The sequence below is a fragment of the Pseudomonas sp. 5Ae-yellow genome (genome assembly GCF_014077575.1).
Lineage (GTDB): Bacteria > Pseudomonadota > Gammaproteobacteria > Pseudomonadales > Pseudomonadaceae > Halopseudomonas > Halopseudomonas neustonica.
The window spans coordinates 144,234-162,386 of sequence record NZ_JACGWE010000002.1 but is presented as its reverse complement, the minus strand read 5'-3'; the positions used below and the strand labels follow the sequence as shown (position 1 = coordinate 162,386).

The 18,153-nt window shown below is 55.9% G+C and carries 14 protein-coding genes; 12 read left to right on the top strand and 2 right to left on the bottom strand.

Translation table 11 applies throughout. The annotated features are described in order from the left end of the window. Positions 1 to 2: 2 nt before the first annotated feature. From H4J77_RS02755 to H4J77_RS02735, 5 genes are all read left to right on the top strand, one after another. Positions 3 to 1,139, top strand: a complete 1,137-nt coding sequence (locus tag H4J77_RS02755) for an isocitrate/isopropylmalate dehydrogenase family protein (RefSeq protein WP_182246918.1) — start codon at positions 3 to 5, stop codon at positions 1,137 to 1,139. A gap of 100 nt (positions 1,140 to 1,239) precedes the next feature. Then, a complete protein-coding gene (locus H4J77_RS02750) occupies positions 1,240 to 2,493 on the top strand; it encodes an aspartate aminotransferase family protein (RefSeq protein ID WP_182246917.1) in 1,254 nt (417 codons plus the stop codon). Beyond that, positions 2,490 to 3,440, top strand: coding sequence for a D-2-hydroxyacid dehydrogenase (locus tag H4J77_RS02745; RefSeq protein ID WP_182246916.1), 951 nt, complete (start codon positions 2,490 to 2,492; stop codon positions 3,438 to 3,440). The genes H4J77_RS02750 and H4J77_RS02745 overlap by 4 nt, the downstream gene beginning before the upstream one ends. 58 nt (positions 3,441 to 3,498) lie before the next feature. Then, a complete protein-coding gene (locus tag H4J77_RS02740; protein WP_123888586.1) occupies positions 3,499 to 4,908 on the top strand; it encodes an amidase in 1,410 nt (469 codons plus the stop codon). 15 nt (positions 4,909 to 4,923) lie between these two features. Then, positions 4,924 to 6,129, top strand: a complete 1,206-nt coding sequence (locus H4J77_RS02735) for a pyridoxal phosphate-dependent aminotransferase (protein ID WP_123888587.1) — start codon at positions 4,924 to 4,926, stop codon at positions 6,127 to 6,129. A 393-nt stretch (positions 6,130 to 6,522) separates the two neighbouring features. Here H4J77_RS02735 and H4J77_RS02730 read toward each other — a convergent pair whose 3' ends face one another. Further along, a complete protein-coding gene (locus H4J77_RS02730) occupies positions 6,523 to 7,719 on the bottom strand; it encodes a CaiB/BaiF CoA-transferase family protein (RefSeq protein WP_123888589.1) in 1,197 nt (398 codons plus the stop codon). A gap of 272 nt (positions 7,720 to 7,991) precedes the next feature. Between H4J77_RS02730 and H4J77_RS02725 the strand changes: the two genes are divergently transcribed. Beyond that, positions 7,992 to 8,906 carry a DUF808 domain-containing protein gene (locus H4J77_RS02725; protein WP_123888590.1) on the top strand — a complete coding sequence of 305 codons (915 nt, stop codon included), beginning with the start codon at positions 7,992 to 7,994 and terminating at the stop codon, positions 8,904 to 8,906. On the opposite strand, the gene H4J77_RS02720 is transcribed toward H4J77_RS02725, so the two are convergent. Then, a complete protein-coding gene (locus tag H4J77_RS02720; RefSeq protein WP_182246915.1) occupies positions 8,907 to 10,229 on the bottom strand; it encodes a diguanylate cyclase domain-containing protein in 1,323 nt (440 codons plus the stop codon). 168 nt (positions 10,230 to 10,397) lie between these two features. On the opposite strand from H4J77_RS02720, the gene H4J77_RS02715 reads away from it, so the two are divergent. From H4J77_RS02715 to H4J77_RS02690, 6 genes are all read left to right on the top strand, one after another. Beyond that, the gene (locus H4J77_RS02715) at positions 10,398 to 10,895 is read left to right on the top strand and encodes an MgtC/SapB family protein (protein WP_123888592.1); all 498 of its coding nucleotides are present in this window, start codon (positions 10,398 to 10,400) and stop codon (positions 10,893 to 10,895) included. 182 nt (positions 10,896 to 11,077) lie between these two features. Beyond that, the gene (locus H4J77_RS02710) at positions 11,078 to 11,617 is read left to right on the top strand and encodes a YaeQ family protein (RefSeq protein WP_182246913.1); all 540 of its coding nucleotides are present in this window, start codon (positions 11,078 to 11,080) and stop codon (positions 11,615 to 11,617) included. A gap of 5 nt (positions 11,618 to 11,622) precedes the next feature. Continuing rightward, positions 11,623 to 13,344: a single-stranded-DNA-specific exonuclease RecJ gene (recJ, locus tag H4J77_RS02705; protein ID WP_182246912.1), complete on the top strand. Its 1,722-nt coding sequence runs from the start codon at positions 11,623 to 11,625 to the stop codon at positions 13,342 to 13,344. A gap of 145 nt (positions 13,345 to 13,489) precedes the next feature. Continuing rightward, entirely contained in the window at positions 13,490 to 15,745 is a 2,256-nt protein-coding gene (locus tag H4J77_RS02700) for an EAL domain-containing protein (protein WP_235869637.1), read from the top strand. Between the two features lie 42 nt (positions 15,746 to 15,787). Continuing rightward, positions 15,788 to 16,198 carry a hypothetical protein gene (locus H4J77_RS02695; protein ID WP_123888596.1) on the top strand — a complete coding sequence of 137 codons (411 nt, stop codon included), beginning with the start codon at positions 15,788 to 15,790 and terminating at the stop codon, positions 16,196 to 16,198. A 312-nt stretch (positions 16,199 to 16,510) separates the two neighbouring features. Then, on the top strand, positions 16,511 to 18,136 hold the full coding sequence (locus H4J77_RS02690) for a methyl-accepting chemotaxis protein (protein ID WP_182246911.1): 1,626 nt from the start codon (positions 16,511 to 16,513) through the stop codon (positions 18,134 to 18,136). Positions 18,137 to 18,153 lie beyond the last annotated feature (17 nt).

The window sequence follows — 18,153 nt, the reverse complement described above, 5'->3', positions numbered from 1 at the left end:
TGATGTCTGAGCAGGCTGCACGCAAGAAAATCGCGCTGATGCCGGGTGACGGCATCGGTCACGAGGTCATGGCGGCGGCTGATGCTGTGCTGCAGGCGCTACACGAGATTGAGCCGCTGCCGCTGGATTGGGAAACACTGTCGTGGCCCAGTACCGCTTGGCACCAGCAACACGGCGAGATGATGCCGGAAGATGCGCTGCAGCAAGTGCAGCGTTATGACGCGCTCTTGCTTGGTGCCTTGGGCGATCCAGGCCCAAGCAGTGATGCCCAGCGTTATCTGCTACCTGACAGTATCTCGCTGGCGCCACTGCTGACCTTTCGCAAGGGCTTGCAGCTGTGGGCGTGCGAGCGCCCTGCCAGGTTGTTGCCGGGTGCACCGCAATATCTTGCTGATCCACGCGCTGCTGATGTCGACATGCTGGTTATTCGCGAGAACAGTGAGGGGGAGTACGTTAACCAGGGCGGTCGCCTTAACCGGGGTACTGCACAGGAGGTGGCGACCCAGCTGGAGGTGTTTACCCGTCATGGTACCGAACGTCTGGTTCGTCACGCTTTTCGGCGTGCGCAACAGCGACTCGCTGCTCGGCCAAAAGGCAGTAACGCGTTTTTCTGCGCCGAAAAGGGCAGTGCTGGTGCACAGGTCTGCCTGATCACCAAGCGCAATGCACAGCCTTTCTGGGGCGATATGTACACCGAGGTGTTTGCCGAGGTGGCTAGTGAGTTCCCGGAAATAGGCGTTCACCATGAGCTGGTTGATGCCGCCTGTATGAAGTTTGTACAGACGCCATGGGCGTTCGACGTGGTGGTGGCGAGTAACTTGCATGGAGACATATTGACGGATCTGGCCGCTGTGCTTTCGGGCGGTTTGGGGCTGGCGCCGTCATGCAATATCAATCCAGACAGCCGGGACATGCCCGCGCTGTTTGAACCCACTCATGGTAGCGCGCCGGATATCGCCGGTCAGGGGAAAGCCAACCCTGCTGCCATGTTGCTCACCACAGCCATGATGTTGGACTGGGTGGGTTGCGCACAAGCTGCAGAGCGCCTGCGTATGGCGGTTGCCAAGGATCTGGTGACGGCCGCAGGTGCTTCGCGAACTTGTCAGGAGGTTACCGCTGGCGTCATCGCCGGACTGTAACCCCCTTCTGCTGTGTCAGGGCTCGCTTGGCGAGTCGCTGGCCTATCTATTTTCGAGCAAAAGCGGGCGCGACGTCCGCTGAAAGGACAGGAGACAGGCTATGAGTCATTTGTCACCACTGCTGAAGCAAGCCAGTAAGGTGTGTGTGGAACGGGGCGAAGGCAGTTGGGTGTTTGACGTCGACGGTAAACGCTATCTGGACTTTACTTCCGGTATTGGCGTTACCAGTACCGGTCACTGCCACCCCACAGTAGTCGCTGCTGCTCGTGAGCAGGTAGGCAAGATTGTTCATGCGCAATACACCACTGTTGCCCACAAGCCCATGTTGGATCTGTCTGATCGGTTGGCCGAGCGTATGCCGGGCGCTATTGACTCGGTCGCTTTTACCAACTCGGGCTCCGAAGCGGTAGAAGCCGCCTTGCGGCTCGCGCGTCACGCCACTGGCCGCGCCAATATCATTGTCTTCGATGGCGGCTTTCATGGTCGCACCATGGCTGCAGCCTCACTAACCACCTCGGGTACCAAAGTACGCACCGGCTTCCATCCGATGATGGCCGGCGTAGTTGTTGCCCCCTTTCCGCACGCTTATCGCCATGGCTGGACAGAAGAGCAGGCCACCGACTTTGCCCTGCAAGAGCTTGATCACATCATGAAAACCCAGTCTGCTCCCAGCGACACCGCAGCCATGATCATTGAGCCGGTGCAAGGCGAGTTTGGCTATTACCCGGCCAATAAAGCCTTCATGCAGGGGCTGGCCGAGCGCTGTAAAAAACATGGCATTCTGTTCATTTGCGATGAAATTCAGGCGGGTTATGGCCGTACCGGTAAGTTCTGGAGTCATGATCATTTTGATGTGCAGCCCGATGTAGTGATTACCGCCAAGGGGCTGGCGAGCGGCTTCCCGCTGTCGGCCATTGCTGCGTCCGAGGGACTGATGAACAAGGGCATGCCTGGCTCGCAAGGCGGTACCTATGGCGCCAACGCGGTTGCCTGTGCTGCGGCCCTGGCCACGCTAGTCGTGTTTGATGACGAGCAACTGGTAGCCAATGCCGAAAAGCAGGGCGCTCGTCTGCTGAGTCAATTGAGCGAGCTGCAGCAAGGGTATAGCTTTGTCGACACCATTCGCGGCAAGGGCTTGATGCTGGGTATGGAGATTGCCGACGACCACCGCACCCCTAGGGCGGATATTGCGGCCAAGTTGAGCGCCGCAGCTGAGGCCCATGGACTGCTGCTTTTGCGTTGCGGTACCGATGGGCAGATCGTGCGTTGGCTGCCGCCACTGACCGTTTCTGAGAGCGAAATTGACGACGCCGTATCGCGTTTCGCCAAGGCACTGCAGGAGGTGGCGGAGTGACTCGCATTCTGGTGCTGGTTGCGCCCGGTGAGCCACCTTTGCCTGGTCTGGAGTCACTACCCAGCGGGATTGAGCTGACGACCGTCAGCACTGAGGCGGAGCTGCGTAAGCATCTCCCGAAGACCGATATCTTGGTCGTGACCGATTTTCGTACCGGGCTGCTGGAAAGCTGCTGGCCGGCGCAGCACAGCATCAAATGGGTGCATGCCACCAGTGCCGGGGTTGATGCGCTGCTTTTCCCCGCGCTGGTTGAGAGTGATCTTCTACTGACCAATGCGCGCGGTGTCTTCGATCTGGGTATTGCCGAGTATGTATTGGGCGCGGTGCTGCTTTTTGCCAAGGATACGCTGGGCAATCTGCGGTATCAGCGCGCGCATCAGTGGCAGCACCGAGAAACCGACCTGATTAGCGGTAAACAGGCACTGGTGATCGGCGCTGGCTCCATCGGTGGTGAGGTTGCACGGCTGCTCAGCGCCTTAGGTCTCGAGGTGACTGGTGTGGCTCGCAGTGCACGTGAGACCCCGCACTTCAAACGTGTGGTAGCCAACGATGACCTTCATAAGTACTTGCCAAGCGCAGATTACGTGGTGATCACCGCGCCACTAACGCCCACAACAGAAGGTTTGATCAATCAACGGACGCTGGCGCAGATGAAGCCTGAGGCGGTGCTGATCAACGTGGGCCGTGGCGCGGTAGTGGTCACTGATGACTTGGTCGGGGCATTGCAACAGAAGGTAATTGCTGGCGCTGCGCTGGATGTGTTCGAACCTGAACCCTTGCCGCCCCATCACCCACTTTGGGATATGCCCAACGTGATGATGTCGGCGCATATGTCGGGTGATTTTGTCGGCTGGCGTCGGGCGCTGGGTGAACAGTTCAAGGCTAATCTCGAGCGTTGGTTGTCTAGTGAGGCCCTGTTCAATCAGGTTGATAAAGGAAAAAGCTGAGCGTCAGGAGAACAGGTGTTCAGTTTTATAAGGTTGTTTTCCACCTAAGGAGGCGGATATGTCCCAGGACATTCTTAAAATGACAGCGGTACAACTTCGGGAACATTATGCCGATAAGCAGTTGTCACCGGTCGAGGTTGCCACTGCGATGCTGGATCAGATCGAGCGGGTGGATAAACATACCAACGGTTTCTGCTTGGTTGATCGGGAGACTTCCTTGGGGTTCGCTCGCGAGGCAGAGCAGCGCTATCAGCGTGGCGAAGCCAATGGCTTGCTCGACGGTGTGCCCGTCGCGGTCAAGGACGTATTTCTAACGCCCATGTGGCCAACCATCAAAGGCTCTCATACCGTTGATCCGCAGAGTACCATGGGTAAGTCTGCGCCTTGTACGGCCGCGTTGGCGCGTCATGGTTATGTGCCCATCGGCAAAACCACTACTCCCGAGTTGGGCTGGAAAGGCGTCACTGACAATCCGGTCACAGGGGTAACCAATAACCCTTGGAATCCGGATACCACCTCTGGTGGTTCCAGTGGCGGCAGCGGTGTGGCGGTGGCGCTCGGTATGGCGCCGATCGCCTTGGGTACGGATGCCGGTGGCTCTATCCGCATTCCCGCTGCTTTCTGCGGCATCGTTGGTCTGAAGCCTTCCTTTGGTGAAGTACCGCACTGGCCGTCCAGCCCATTCGGTACCCTGGCCCACGCTGGTCCGATGACCTGGACGGTTGAAGATTGTGCGCTGATGATGAACGTGCTGTGCGAGGCAGACCACCGCGATACTAATGCGGTACCGCGGCGCAATATCGATTATCTGGCCAATCTGAAAGATGGGGTAAAGGGCCTGAAAATCGCTTACAGCCCTAACCTTGGTTATGTGGATGTAGATAAGGAAGTAGAAGCCTCGGTGGCTGAGGCCGCCAGGGTATTTGAGTCGCTTGGTGCCGAGGTGGTGCGGGTCGATCCCGGGTTCAGCGATCCTCTCGCCGCCTTCGGCCACCTATTCTATGGCGGTGCCGCCAACGCTATCCGTGATCTGGGTGCCAAGAAGCGTGCGGTAATGGACCCTGAACTGATCAAGGTGGCAGAAAAGGCATCGCGTCTGAGTATGCTCGATTACATGGGCGCGGTGAACGAGTCGATGGCGCTGCGCGAGCGTATGGCTGGATTCCATCAGAAGTACGATTTGCTGCTGACGCCAACGCTGCCCATCACCGCCTTCAAGACCGGACGTGAGGTCCCCGAAGATTGGCCCAGCACACGCTGGCCAACTTGGACGCCCTTTACCTACCCCTTCAACATGACGGGTCAGCCCGGACTGTCAGTACCCTGTGGTTTTGATAGCAAAGGTTTACCCATGGGGCTGCAGTTGGTAGGCGCACGCTTTAACGACGCTTTGGTGTTGCAGGCTGGCTATGCCTATCAGCAGGCTGCGCCTTTGACTGACCGTCGTCCAGACCTGTTTACTGCGTGACCCGGGGAGAGTGTTATGGCACTTGGAACAAGTGATGTAGATCTGTACGAATCTGAAGATCCGATGTGGAATCCAGCACTGCTGACCATTCCCATCCCGGGTATTCGAAAAATGGTCAACCTGGCCTCCAGCCTGGAAGATGTGATTCATCTGTCGATTGGACAGCCTGACCTTCCTGCACCAAAAAACGTGGTGGATGCAGCGGTTGAGGCTCTGCAGGCGGGACAGACGGGTTACACCATGGATGCCGGTTTGCCGGAGTTGCTGGACTCGTTGGCAACCTATTACGGAGATCGCTATCAGCGTGAACTGACGGCCGATAATATTCTGGTGACGACGGGTGCGACTGAGGCAATTTATTTGGCGCTGACCGCAGTGGCGGCGCCAGGGCGGCACTTTATTGTTCCCGATCCTGCCTTCATGCTTTACGCGCCCCTGATTCGTATGAATGGCGGCGAGGTGACTGAAATTCCGACGCGTGCGGAAAACAATCATCAGCTTGACCCGCAAGAGGTGATTGACGCCATCGAGCCGCATACCCATGCGATTGTGCTGAACTCACCCAGCAATCCCACCGGTACTCTGTATCCCAAGGAGACGCTGGAGGCCATTCTCGAAGAGGCGGCCTATCGCGGCATTCACGTTATCAGTGATGAGGTCTATGACCACTTGGTCTATGACGGCAAGGAGTACCCATCGGTGCTCTCATGCTGCAGCGACCTGGATCATGTGATGGTGGTCAGCAGTTTTTCCAAGACCTATAGCATGGCGGGCATGCGTATTGGCTGGCTGATCGCTAGTCAGGCGGCTATCAAGAAGTTGCGGCGCTATCATATGTTTACTACTACGGTCGCCAACACGCCTTTTCAGTGGGCAGGGGTGGCGGCACTGCGTGGCGGCAGCGAGTTTACCGATCATATGCTGGCGGAATATACCCGGCGGCGTGATCGTCTGGTGGAGCTGGTCGAGCAGACCCCTCATTTGACCGGCTATAAGCCAGAGGGTGCTTTTTACCTGTTTCCCTCTTTGCCGGAAGGCGTCAATGGCACCAACGTGGCGCTGCGACTACTGAAGGAAACCGGAGTTTGTACCATCCCCGGCGAGACCTTTGGTAATAGCTGCAACAACGCCCTGCGCCTGAGCTATTCGACGTCGCTGGATAAGATCGAAGAGGCATTTGAGCGGATTATTCCGTGGATGGCGAAGCAGGACTTTGGGTGATGGGTAGTGCGGTTATTTCATTTTGTGCACTGGTTGCTGAAAAGCGACTATAAATCGGGCTTTTATAAACTCTTTTGCTAAAGCGGTTGTCCAATAGATGAGGCCGCAATGATTAAACTCATTGCGGTTATTTCATCTAAAAGGAGAAAGCCTGATGAATAGAATTATTTATATCGTGGGTGCCGTTGTCATTGTTCTGGCCATTCTCTCATTCCTGGGGCTTCGTTAAACGCTGGCTTGGTTAGTAAGTAAGCGCTTAAGGCATCTGATCCGGGTCAGTTGCTAAATTGCCACGCCGCGTTTTGTGGCGCGGCCGCTTTGTAAGTGTAAAATCTGCAAGTGATGTGTCGTCAGTAATCTATTCATTCAGCACTGCGATTTAACTGCTTCTTGTTAAATTACTTTCTCTTTACGTAGCCTTTCCAGATCCTTACTTGAATAACCCAGTTGCGACAATATCTGGTGTGTGTGCTCGCCCAGAGCCGGTCCAGTCCACTGCACGCTGCCTGGCGTTTCGGTCAACTTGGGCACTATGCCCGGCATCTTGAACGCCTTGCCATCGGGTAGGGTGGCGTTGAGGAACATCTCGCGTGCAAGGTACTGAGGGTCTTTGAACATATCAGCAGCGGAGTAGATCTTGCTTGCGGGCACCTCCGCGCGGTTGAGCACTGCCAGTACCTCCTCTTGTGTGCGTCGCGCTGCCCAGCTGTCGATCAATGCATATAACTCGTCACGTCGCTCATCGCGGCCAGCATTGTCGGCCAGGGATACATCCTCGGCTAAGTCATCACGGCCTATAGCGCGCATGAAACGCTGGAAAATGGCATCGCCATTGGCGCCGATCTGCACTGCTTTGCCGTCGTTGCAGGTGTGAATGGAGGAGGGCGTAATGCCAGGCATGATGTTGCCACTGCGTTCACGCACAAAGCCCATGACATCAAACTCCGGCACCATGCTTTCCATCATCGCAAATACAGCTTCGTACAGGGCGACATCGACTACCTGCCCTTTTCCTTGATTAACCTCCCGGTGGCGCAGCGCCATGAGCGCGCCAATGACAGCCCAGAGCGCTGCAATAGAGTCGCCGATGGAAATGCCGGTGCGCACCGGTGGGCGATCCTCAAACCCGGTGATGTAACGCAGCCCCCCTACCGATTCGCCTACTGCGCCAAAACCCGGTTGATCCTTGTAGGGCCCGGTTTGGCCGAAGCCAGATAGTCTTACCATGACCAGCGCCGGGTTGAGTTCGTGCAGGATATCCCAGCTCAGGCCCAGCTTTTCCAGGGTGCCGGGGCGGAAGTTCTCAATCAGTATGTCGGCATCAGCCAGCAGTTGCTTGAGGATGCGAATACCGTCCTCGGACTTCAGGTTGAGGGTGATTGACTGCTTGTTGCGGGCCTGCACAAACCACCACAGTGAAGTGCCTTCATAAACTTTGCGCCATTTACGTAACGGGTCGCCGCCGTCGGGTGACTCTACCTTGATAACCTCGGCGCCAAACTCCGCGCAGATGCGCGCAGCAAAAGGGCCGGCAATCAAAGTGCCCAACTCGATAACCTTGAGTCCAGCCAAGGGTTTGGCGGCGTTCATGCACTCTCCTCATGAGTTTTGTTCTGGTTGCACAGTGTAGGCGATTGCGGCTAGCCCAAGAAAGCGGGCCGAGTTGGGGTGTTATTCGTGGGGAGCGAATCTGGCCGGGTGCTGTCATATCACTGATATTCCTGCGCTGGACCGGGCCGCTGCTTGCGGTTAGCGTATTGGTCTGCGGTGCTCAGGCGAGGCTTGGGTGCAGCGACAAAGAAAAATACGCATACTGCCGTTAATTACCAGCCTCTGTATTGCCATGAACAAGGAGTGCCACCTTGGCCACCAGTTTGCTCGTACTGATTGATGATATTGCGTCATTGCTCGATGATGTTTCCTTGATGACCAAAGTGGCCGCAAAAAAGACCGCTGGCGTACTGGGTGATGATCTGGCGTTGAACGCGCAGCAGGTCACCGGAGTCAAGGCTGATCGAGAGCTGCCGGTGGTCTGGGCGGTTGCCAAAGGCTCCTTCCGCAACAAATTTATTTTGGTGCCGGCGGCATTGCTGATCAGTGCCGTGGCGCCATGGCTGATCACCCCTGTGCTGATGCTGGGTGGTGCCTTTCTTTGCTACGAGGGGGCGGAAAAGCTCGCGCATCGTTTTCTGCATGACACCAAAGCGGAGCATGCAGAGACAGTCAAAAATCTATCCAGCGATCCTGCTGATATCGTCGCCAGAGAAAAAGAAAAGATTAAAGGGGCGGTGCGTACCGATCTCATTCTGTCTGCAGAAATTATCGCTATTACCCTGGGTACTGTGGCTGACGCTGAGTTTTTGCAGCAGGTGATTGTGGTGTCGGGCATTGCACTGGTTATGACCGCCGGTGTCTACGGATTGGTTGCGGGTATCGTGAAACTGGATGACGCTGGCCTGGCGTTAGCTCAGCGAACCAGCGAAGCGGCGCAGAAACTGGGCGCGGGTATTCTATGGTTTGCACCCTGGTTGATGCGCACGCTTTCGGTCGTAGGTACTGCAGCCATGTTTATGGTGGGCGGTGGCATTCTTACCCACGGTGTCGGTGTGTTGCACCATTGGATTGAAAACAGCGCAGGCATTGCAGGCGAGCTGCCTTTCGTGGGTACCGTACTTGGCGGGCTATTGCCGACACTGATCAATTCTGGGCTGGGGGTGGTTGCGGGGGTGGTTATTTTGTCCGTTATTACCTTGATCGGACGTTTGCGTAAACGCTGATTAACGCTGGCTTAGATTGTGCGCATGGGTGGTGAGGTCGCCGCCGATTCGATACTGGTTGTTGCCGCTGCGTTTGGCCGCATACATGGCCAGATCGGCGGCATGGATCAGCTTGTCCATGGTTACGGCGTGATCCGGGAAGACCGCGACCCCCAGGCTGGCGCCGATACGATGCTGCCAGCCATTTAGCGTTAATGGTGGTGCCAGCTCGGCAAAGATCTTTTCGCACAGATTGTGAGCTTCTTCGGTTAATCGCAGCTCGGGTGCCAATCCTTCCATCAGTATCACAAATTCGTCGCCGCCCAGGCGCGCGACCATGTCGCTGCTTCTAAGGCCTTTGCGTAGGCGGCCAGCGACCTCTATCAGTAGCTCGTCACCGATCGCGTGCCCATGTTTGTCATTGATGTGTTTGAAATTATTAAGATCGATGAACACCAGCGCCACGCGCGTTTTTTGGTTGCGTGCAACGAAAAGAGCTTCATTGAGTCGTTGTTCCAGCATCAGTCTGTTGGGCAGGCCGGTCAACGGGTCATGATGCGCTAGCTGCTCGAGCGCTTGGGTTGAGCGTTTGTCTTCGGTGATGTCGCGGACCACGCCCATCATCTTGAACGGTCGTCCTTGCTCATCTTTTACCACGTTACCGGTTTCCCGTACCCAGTGGACGCTACCGTCGGGCCAAACCACGCGGTACTCCTCATCATGTGTAGCGCCCGTCTCGATACAGACCATCTCGCTGGCCCGAACCTGCTCCCGATCATCCGGATGGACGCTATCGCAAAATAGCTGGTAGGACGGAGTGATTTCTCCTGGCTGATAGCCAAACATGCCGTAGATAGCTTCGGACCAGTAGAGTTGATCGGTTCCTATGTCCCAGTCCCATGTGCCTATTTGGGCGAAATACTGGCTACGTTTTAATCGCTCCATTGCTTCGTGGCTGGCGCTGGCGGGTTCGTTCGGGTGAATCAACAGGACAGGAGTGCGCCTATCGACGTCGTGCAGACGGGTAACGTTTAATTGATGCTTGGTCATTTCGTTGTTTAGCGCCACTGTTTCCAGGCGCTGCAGCTTTACCGGTAGCGTTTCCATCATCGGCAGCCAGCGACTGACCGGGGTGCCATTGAGTAGATGAGAGGGGCATTGCAGTAGCTTGGATGCGGAATTGTTATGCCAGCTTATGCGGCGCTTGCGGTCCAATATGAGGATGCCGTTGGGTGACAGGTCCAATATGGCTCGAAAGCGCCGCATTTTCTGTCGGGTGCTCAGTACAAGTATGGCCGCCATCAGCGTTAGCAATAGGCAGATAAAGATTGAAAGCAGGCTCATCGTGGGCCTCGTTTGATATTCATTAGGCCAGTATAACCATGATGCTGCGGGTTGCAGGTCAATACTGGCGTTTTGGCATGAATTCTTCCAGCGCTGAACCTTGGATACGCTTTTGACTCCGAATAGCATCGATAATGCAATTGCCATGGCCAGCGACAGGGAGGCGATATGATCTGGGAGCAGGAAACCCTTAATGTGATAGGTCGTACCTTACTGCACGAGTTTTCTGATTTATCCGACGTAGAGCAGGGTACGCGCGTGACGCTTCGATTGGTGTTGGCGGTTCTGCTGGGCGGCTTATTGGGTATGGAGCGTGAGCAGCAAGGCAAGGAGGCGGGGGTGCGCACGCACATGCTGGTGTCGCTCGGCGCTGCGCTCTTTGTTCTGGTGCCGGATATGGCAGGGGCGATGGACGATGCGATGAGCCGGGTTATTCAGGGCGTTGTTGCGGGCGTCGGCTTCCTTGGCGCGGGCACTATCCTCAAAAGTAACCGTAATGACGAGGTCAAGGGTTTGACTACTGCCGCAGGTGTCTGGCTGACCGCCGCCATTGGCGTCACTATCGGTTTGGGGCACGAGGCAACCGCACTTCTGGCAGCAGTAATGGCGTTCGTCATCCTGCACCTGGTGCCCTCGCTGATGCGGCGCGACTCCTCTGGTAGCTAGGTAGGTCGTGGGTTCTGGCGCATAGTCAGAACAGTCGATAGCACAAGCCAAAGGCGAGGAGGCGCGCTGCCTTTATTCATCGCAGTCCAGGTTGCGGCGGATATCGAATTGCTGCCGGCCTCGGTTCTGGCCAACACGATCAGTTACAATGCCTGCCTATTTTTCATCAGGATGCATTTCTCATGGCGCTGCAGGCTACTCCCTACAAGGTTCAACTGAACATCACCGATACCGACCTGGGCGTCTACGAAAATGTGCGCATGACGATGGCGCGCCATCCTTCAGAGACGGAGCAGCGGCTCGCTACGCGTATTCTGGCTTATGCGCTCTGGTATCAGGAGCGCTTGGCGTTTGGTCGCGGTCTGTCGGATGTGGATGAGGCCGCGTTGTGGCACAAAAGTCTGGATGACCGCATCGAGCACTGGATAGAAGTTGGGCAGCCAGACGCCGAGCGTCTGACCTGGTGTTCGCGCCGCGCAGAAAAAGTCTCCCTGCTGGCCTACGGCAATACCAAGGTGTGGGCCAGCAAGCAGTTGCCTGGAGTAGCAGGGCTGAAAAATTTGAACATTGCGGCACTGCCTTCCGATGAGCTGGATGCGCTGGCCGCCAATATGGGGCGTACCATCGATTGGGGCGTCATGATCAGCGATGGCGTGCTCTATGTTAGCGATGGTGATGCACAGCATGAGCTGGCTCTTGAGTGGCTACAGGGAGAGCGCTGAGTTTTATGCTGATCGAATCTCGTCAACCACCGGAACAGCTGCCCGATCTTGGCGACATCTCGCCGTTATTGACTCGGCTTTACGCGACGCGAGGCGTGCAAAGTGCTGCCGAGCTGGATCGGGGCTTGCGTGCGTTGCTGCCCTATCAGCAGCTCAGCGGGATGGATGCGGCGGTCGAGGTTTTGTGCGAGGCATTGGCCGCACAGCAATCAATTTTGGTCGTGGGTGATTTTGACGCTGATGGTGCTACTGCCAGCAGTGTGGCGGTTCTGGCGTTACGTATGCTCGGCGCGCAGCAGGTTGATTATCTGGTCCCCAACCGCTTTGAATATGGTTACGGACTGACGCCGGAGATTGTGGCGGTCGCATTGCAGCGCAGCCCTGATCTGTTGGTAACGGTCGATAACGGGATATCCAGTATCGATGGCGTGGCGGCGGCCAAGGCTGCCGGATTACGGGTGCTGGTGACCGACCACCACCTGCCCGGTAGCGAGCTGCCGCAGGCGGATGCCATCGTCAACCCTAGCCAGCCAGGCTGCGCCTTTCCGAGCAAGGCGATGGCGGGTGTCGGAGTGATTTTCTACGTCATGCTGGCGCTGCGCGCCAAGCTGCGTGATAGCGGCTGGTTTGCCACCCATGCTGAGCCTAATTTGGCTGAGCTGCTCGATCTGGTGGCACTGGGGACAGTGGCAGATGTGGTGCCACTGGATGCAAACAATCGTATTTTGGTGCATCAGGGCTTGGCGCGGATTCGTGCTGGCCGCTGTCGCCCCGGTATTCGCGCTTTGCTGGAAGTCGCCGGGCGGCCTGCAGACAAGCTGGTATCGACCGACTTGGGCTTTATTGTTGGCCCCAGACTGAATGCAGCCGGTCGGCTGGATGACATGAGCCTGGGTATCGAGTGCCTGCTGACCGAAGACGAGGGGCTGGCGCTGGATATGGCGCGTGAGCTTGATGGCCTTAACCGCGATCGTAAATCGATTGAGCGCGACATGCAGCAGCAAGCGCTGAAAACCCTTGATGCCATGCAGCTCGATGAGACAGATTTGCCCTTTGGGTTATGTCTTTTTGATGCTGAGTGGCATCAGGGTGTGATTGGTATCCTGGCGTCCCGCCTTAAAGATCGTTTCCATCGCCCGGTTATTGCGTTTGCTGATGCCGGTGAAGGCATGATCAAGGGGTCGGCGCGCTCAGTTGCCGGCCTGCATATTCGTGATGCGCTGGACGCAGTTGCTGCGCAGCACCCACAGCTGATCAGCAAGTTTGGCGGGCATGCCATGGCCGCCGGGTTGTCGTTGCTGGAATCCGATTTTGCTGCATTCCGTGATGCCTTTGATACAGAGGTGCGACGTCAGCTTAGCGCGGCTGACCTCACTGGCCGCCTGCTGTCGGATGGTAGCCTGCAGGATCACGAGTTATCGATGCAGACCGCCGGTCATCTGCGCGAGGCTGGCCCTTGGGGGCAACACTTTCCTGAGCCGCTATTTGATGGCGAATTTAAACTGGTGCAACAGCGCCTGGTAGGCGAGCGTCATCTGAAGATGCTGCTACAAACGCCCTCTGGTAGTGACCTTTATGATGCTATTGCTTTTAATATTGATCCGCAGTGCTGGCCAAACCAGCAGGTAAGCCGAGTCCGTATTGCCTACACGCTGGATATTAATGAGTTTCGCGGCCGGCAGAGCCTGCAGCTCATGGTGCGTCATCTGGAGGCGCTGGACGGGTAGCGTCACCTTTCTCCTTCGCAAAGAGGGGATTGACGCCTTGCTTGGTTTCCGTTCTGATAGCGGTACAAAAATGCGAAATGCGTCACAATTCAGCGGTATGCCGTTCTGTGACGCATAAATAATTGCACGAGCAAGGATGTCACGTGTGCCCGATCTGAAGCAGAAGCTGGTGGCAATGCAGCGCAATCTCGGTTTGAATCCCGACGAGATTCGTCAGCGTTTACGCCTTTTGTTGATTACTGAAGCCCGACTCCCGGCATTGCAGGAAAACCTGCGCCAACTCGATCGAGTTCACCTCGATTGCATCCACGCGTTATTTATCCACCTTGAGCAGTTCGATGAGCCGGCCCAGCAGATGCAAGAGTCTGCTCAGCTGCTGCAACTGCAGCTCGAACAACAGCATTACTTTCGGCGGATGCTGCGTGGACCCTACGATATGCAGTATGCGCGCTTGCGTCTGTTGGTCGGGCTAAAGCATCAAGGACAGGGCCTGGGGCTGAAATGGTACCTGGGCGCCTTCCACTTCTATCTGGACTATATGCACACGGCTATTCGCCGTGAGTGGGCTGAACAACCGCTGCTTGCGGAGCAGCTCTATGCCAGTCTTTTGAAAGCGGCATTTTTTGACATTGCGCTCACGGTTGATAGTTACGCAAGCGCTGACAAAATGGCCCTGCAGGCAAGTCAGGACCGTTATTCCAGAGCCTTGCGCGGTGCCAATGATGGACTCTGGGAGTGGCATGTCGAGGATGACTACCTATATGTCTCCGAGCGCTGGTCAGCGATGCTGGGGCTCGACAGCAAGCATGCACCAATGTCTTTCGAGGGCTGGGCCGACCTGATGCCGGAGGCACAACGTCTGCTTTTCCGATCGGCGGTGCAGGCCCACCTGGAAGGGCGTCAGGCCTTTTTGCATGTTGAGTGTCAATTGCGCGATAGCTGGGGGCAATTAGTCTGGGTGCTGATCCGTGGCGTAGTGAGTACTGATCTCTATGGCAAGCGATTGCTGGCGGGCTCACAGACCGATATCAGTCAACGCAAGCAGGCTGAGCAGGAGTTGGCCCACGCTACGCTGCACGATAGCCTGACCGGACTACCCAATCGACAGAGCGCCAGCCAGTTAATAGCGCAGGCTTTGCAGCGTCAGCGCAAGCCTGGCGCGCGCAAGGCTGCTGTGCTCTTTATCGGTCTTGACCGCTTTAAATTGATCAATGACAGTCTGGGCCATCAAGCCGGTGATCAGGTATTGATTCAGGTTGCCAATCGGATTGAGCGTTGCCTGCGTCCTGGTGATCACCTGTGTCGTTTTGGCGGTGATGAGTACGTTGTACTGCTTGATGATATGGCGCTGGAGCATGATGCCGAGCTGGTCGCCAAGCGCATCATGCAGGCACTACAGTACCCCCTGGTTGTTGATGGGCGTCGACTCAGCGTTAGTGTCAGCATTGGTGTGGCGCCGCTCAAAGGGCAGGACTATCACCAGGATGCCCTGCGCGAAGCGGATTTGGCACTTTACCGAGCCAAGGCCTTTGGCAAGTCGCAGCTCGCTCTTTTCAGCGATCGGCTGCAAGAGGAAGTGCATCAGCGACTTAACCTGGAGAATGCACTCAGCGAAGCGCTCTCGCGCAAGCAGTTTGAACTCTATTATCAACCGATAGTGAGAGTGTCGGCAGGTCGCTCTAAGGTGGTTGGCGTAGAGGCGTTGCTGCGTTGGTGGCAGGACGACAGGCTGGTGCCGCCGGACGAGTTTATCTCGGCGTTGGAAGAAAGTGGTGAAATCGTCAAGGTCGGTGATTGGGTGCTGCAGCAGGCCTGCACACAAGTACGTCAATGGCAGCAGGATGGCTTGCCCGGACTGCGCTGTTCGGTAAATTTGTCCAGCAGGCAGCTGCAGGAAGCTGGCTTCGCTCGACGCGTGGCGCAGGTGCTGCAGGAGTCTGGCTTGCCGGCGACCAGTTTGGTTCTGGAAATTACCGAAAGCCTGCTGATGCGCGATGTACCCGATACATTAGCGACCTTGCGCGAGCTGGAAAGCATGGGCGTGCGTATTGCGCTGGATGATTTCGGCACGGGTTTTTCGTCTCTGGGCTATCTACACCGCTATCCACTGCACATCATCAAGGTCGACAAGAGCTTTGTCACCAAAGCGCCGCACGATGAGCGGTTGAAAGCGATCAGTCGAGCTATTATCAGCCTCGGTCGTGGGCTGGAAATGGATGTGGTTGCTGAAGGCATCGAAACGCTTGAGCAGATGGACTTTCTGCAGCTTGAGGGTTGTCAACTGATCCAGGGTTATTGGTTTAGCCAGCCGCAATCTGCTGCTCTGATACATCCCGTGCTGTTGCGTCTTTCTGGCGTCTCGAGTGAGTCTGTGTCTGCTGAAGCAATGCTTTTGCAGTAAGCGCTGCTATAGTTCTTTGACATTTAATGAACGGGTGATTTTATGCGGCGCTGGCTATTGGCATTTGTGGCAGGTTTCCTGGCAGTTCTCTGCTTTCATCAGGTCGCTTTGGGCTTGCTGCATTCGGCAGGCATCGTACCCTTTGCGCCTTTCTCGCTGACGCCAACTGAACCCCTGGGTGTGCCGTCGGTATTATCGGCCTCTTTTTGGGGCGGGCTCTGGGGGCTGGCGCTGGTATGGGTTTTGGCCCGCTGGGGTAATAGCCTTGTTTGGCTTAAGGCGGCTCTATTTGGCGGCGTCGCCTTGACGTTGGTGGCTCTGATTGTAGTATTTCCCCTCAAAGGCTATGGGTTTGATGTGGCGCAGTTACCAGCTCGCTTCGTCATTGGGTTTATTCTCAACGCATTCTGGGGTGTCGGTACTCTCGTGTTCTTGCGTTGCTTTGGTCGCTAATCGCTCATTGCGAACGGCTACAAAGTTGATGGCTGTACCTCGAGTTGGGGATGCTTGCTTCCAATAGCTTAGTGCCTCCTATTGTCGTTCACGCTGTGATCGGCAATAGGATTTCCGGGTGCCTAACTACGCAAAGCAGTGTTTATACATAACCTCGTTTTTTTCATTCTCTGGATTGCTATCGGCGCGCTCGGCATTTTGCCTGCGTGGCGAGGTGCTGTTGCCTGTACTACTCTGCAATAGCATGCATGGGCTGGTCTCCAGGTTATGTTTTTATATCGTTATGTGAAGCCGGGTTTCAGGGAGAGGTCTATGTCAATCAGGAGCGTGAGTATTGGTGTTAGGGCTGTCATCTGCTTTTCGTTGCTAGCGCTATTGCTGGTCGCGGTAGCCGGGCTTTCATTGACTCAGATGAAGCGCATGGACCACATGTCCGAGCAGATCGATGAGAATTGGCTGCCAGCGATACTTGCAACCAATGATATGGGCGTTGCTATTGGTCGAGTACGTGCGTTGACGCTACGTCTACTGACGCTGAAAAGTCCTGAAGATACCGAGGATACCATTCGCCGCATGGGCGATGCGAAAGCGACCCTGGATGCGGCCGAAGACCGCTATAAGTTGCTTATTTCTTCGCCAGAAGAGGAGGCCGTGCATGAGCGTTTCGCTAATTCAGTGAAGCGCTACATGGAGCAGCAGGCAAAGATTATCTCTTTGGAGAGAAGCGGTGCGCGGGAGGCTGCGCTTGAGGTGGTCAATACAACACTGAATGATTATGCCGACGATATGATGCAGCAGCTTCAAGCACTAAAGGAGCTTAATCGTATTGGTGCATCTGAGGCTACCAAGACGGCTGATGCGAGTTTCAATAGCGGGTTTACCCTGGTGGTTGCGCTTTCCATTGGTGCGATGATTCTTACGGTCATCCTTGCGTTCATGTTGATTCGCAGTATCGTCAGCCCCCTGTCTCAAGCCGTTACCGTCGCTCAAACCATTGCCTCCGGTGATCTTACCCAGCGATTTGCCGTAGAGGGTAAGGATGAAGCTGCTCAGCTGCTCGAAGCACTTAGAGTGATGCAGAGCAGCTTGCGTGACACTATTCAAAGTATCAGCAGCTCTTCCATACAGCTCGGGTCTGCGGCGGACGAGCTCAACGCCGTTACTGAGGATTCTAACCGGGGGATGCGTCAGCAAAACCATGAGATGGAGCAGGCAGCTACCGCGGTAAACCAGATGACGACAGCGGTGGAGGAGGTGGCAAGGAACGCCGTGAGTACCTCTGAGGCGTCCAAAGATACGGACGAAAGTGCGCGTGATGGAAGTGAGCGGGTGCGGCAAACAGTGTCCGCGATCAATGAGCTGGCAAGCGATATGACCGCTACCTCAGAGAGTGTGGAAGGACTGGCTAACGATATTCGAGATATTACTCAGGTGCTCGATGTTATCCGCGCGGTAGCCGAGCAGACTAATTTATTGGCACTAAATGCGGCAATTGAAGCGGCCAGGGCCGGTGAGCAGGGTCGGGGTTTTGCCGTTGTCGCTGACGAGGTTCGTGCGCTGGCGCATCGCACACAGCAGTCCACCGAAGAAATCGAAAGAATGATTTCGATTGTGCAAAAAGGTGCCGCCAGTGCGGTATCAGCTATGCAAAAAAGCATGGGGCAGGCGAATTCGACGCTCGGGCTGGCTCAAGCCTCAGGCGAAGCGCTAGGCAGGATTACGCTAGCCATAGGCTCCATCAATGAGCGCAATATGGTCATCGCCAGTGCTTCAGAAGAGCAGGCGCAGGTAGCACGAGAAGTAGATCGTAATCTGGTGAATATCCGTGATCTGTCTATGCAGGCTGCCTCAGGAGCTGAGCAGACAAGCTCTGCCAGTCACGAATTATCTCGTTTGGCCGTGGATTTAAATCAACTGGTCGCGCGCTTCAAACTATGAGTTTGTTGCTCTCAAAG

Excerpts from the sequence above, each read along its gene's own strand:
- H4J77_RS02755 (WP_182246918.1), top strand. The coding sequence starts at position 3 with ATGTCTGAGCAGGCTGCACGCAAGAAAATCGCGCTGATGCCGGGTGAC.
- H4J77_RS02750 (WP_182246917.1), top strand. The coding sequence starts at position 1,240 with ATGAGTCATTTGTCACCACTGCTGAAGCAAGCCAGTAAGGTGTGTGTG.
- H4J77_RS02740 (WP_123888586.1), top strand. The coding sequence starts at position 3,499 with ATGTCCCAGGACATTCTTAAAATGACAGCGGTACAACTTCGGGAACAT.
- H4J77_RS02735 (WP_123888587.1), top strand. The coding sequence starts at position 4,924 with ATGGCACTTGGAACAAGTGATGTAGATCTGTACGAATCTGAAGATCCG.
- H4J77_RS02730 (WP_123888589.1), bottom strand. The coding sequence starts at position 7,719 with ATGAACGCCGCCAAACCCTTGGCTGGACTCAAGGTTATCGAGTTGGGC.
- H4J77_RS02720 (WP_182246915.1), bottom strand. The coding sequence starts at position 10,229 with ATGAGCCTGCTTTCAATCTTTATCTGCCTATTGCTAACGCTGATGGCG.
- H4J77_RS02715 (WP_123888592.1), top strand. The coding sequence starts at position 10,398 with ATGATCTGGGAGCAGGAAACCCTTAATGTGATAGGTCGTACCTTACTG.
- H4J77_RS02710 (WP_182246913.1), top strand. The coding sequence starts at position 11,078 with ATGGCGCTGCAGGCTACTCCCTACAAGGTTCAACTGAACATCACCGAT.
- recJ (WP_182246912.1), top strand. The coding sequence starts at position 11,623 with ATGCTGATCGAATCTCGTCAACCACCGGAACAGCTGCCCGATCTTGGC.
- H4J77_RS02695 (WP_123888596.1), top strand. The coding sequence starts at position 15,788 with ATGCGGCGCTGGCTATTGGCATTTGTGGCAGGTTTCCTGGCAGTTCTC.
- H4J77_RS02690 (WP_182246911.1), top strand. The coding sequence starts at position 16,511 with ATGTCAATCAGGAGCGTGAGTATTGGTGTTAGGGCTGTCATCTGCTTT.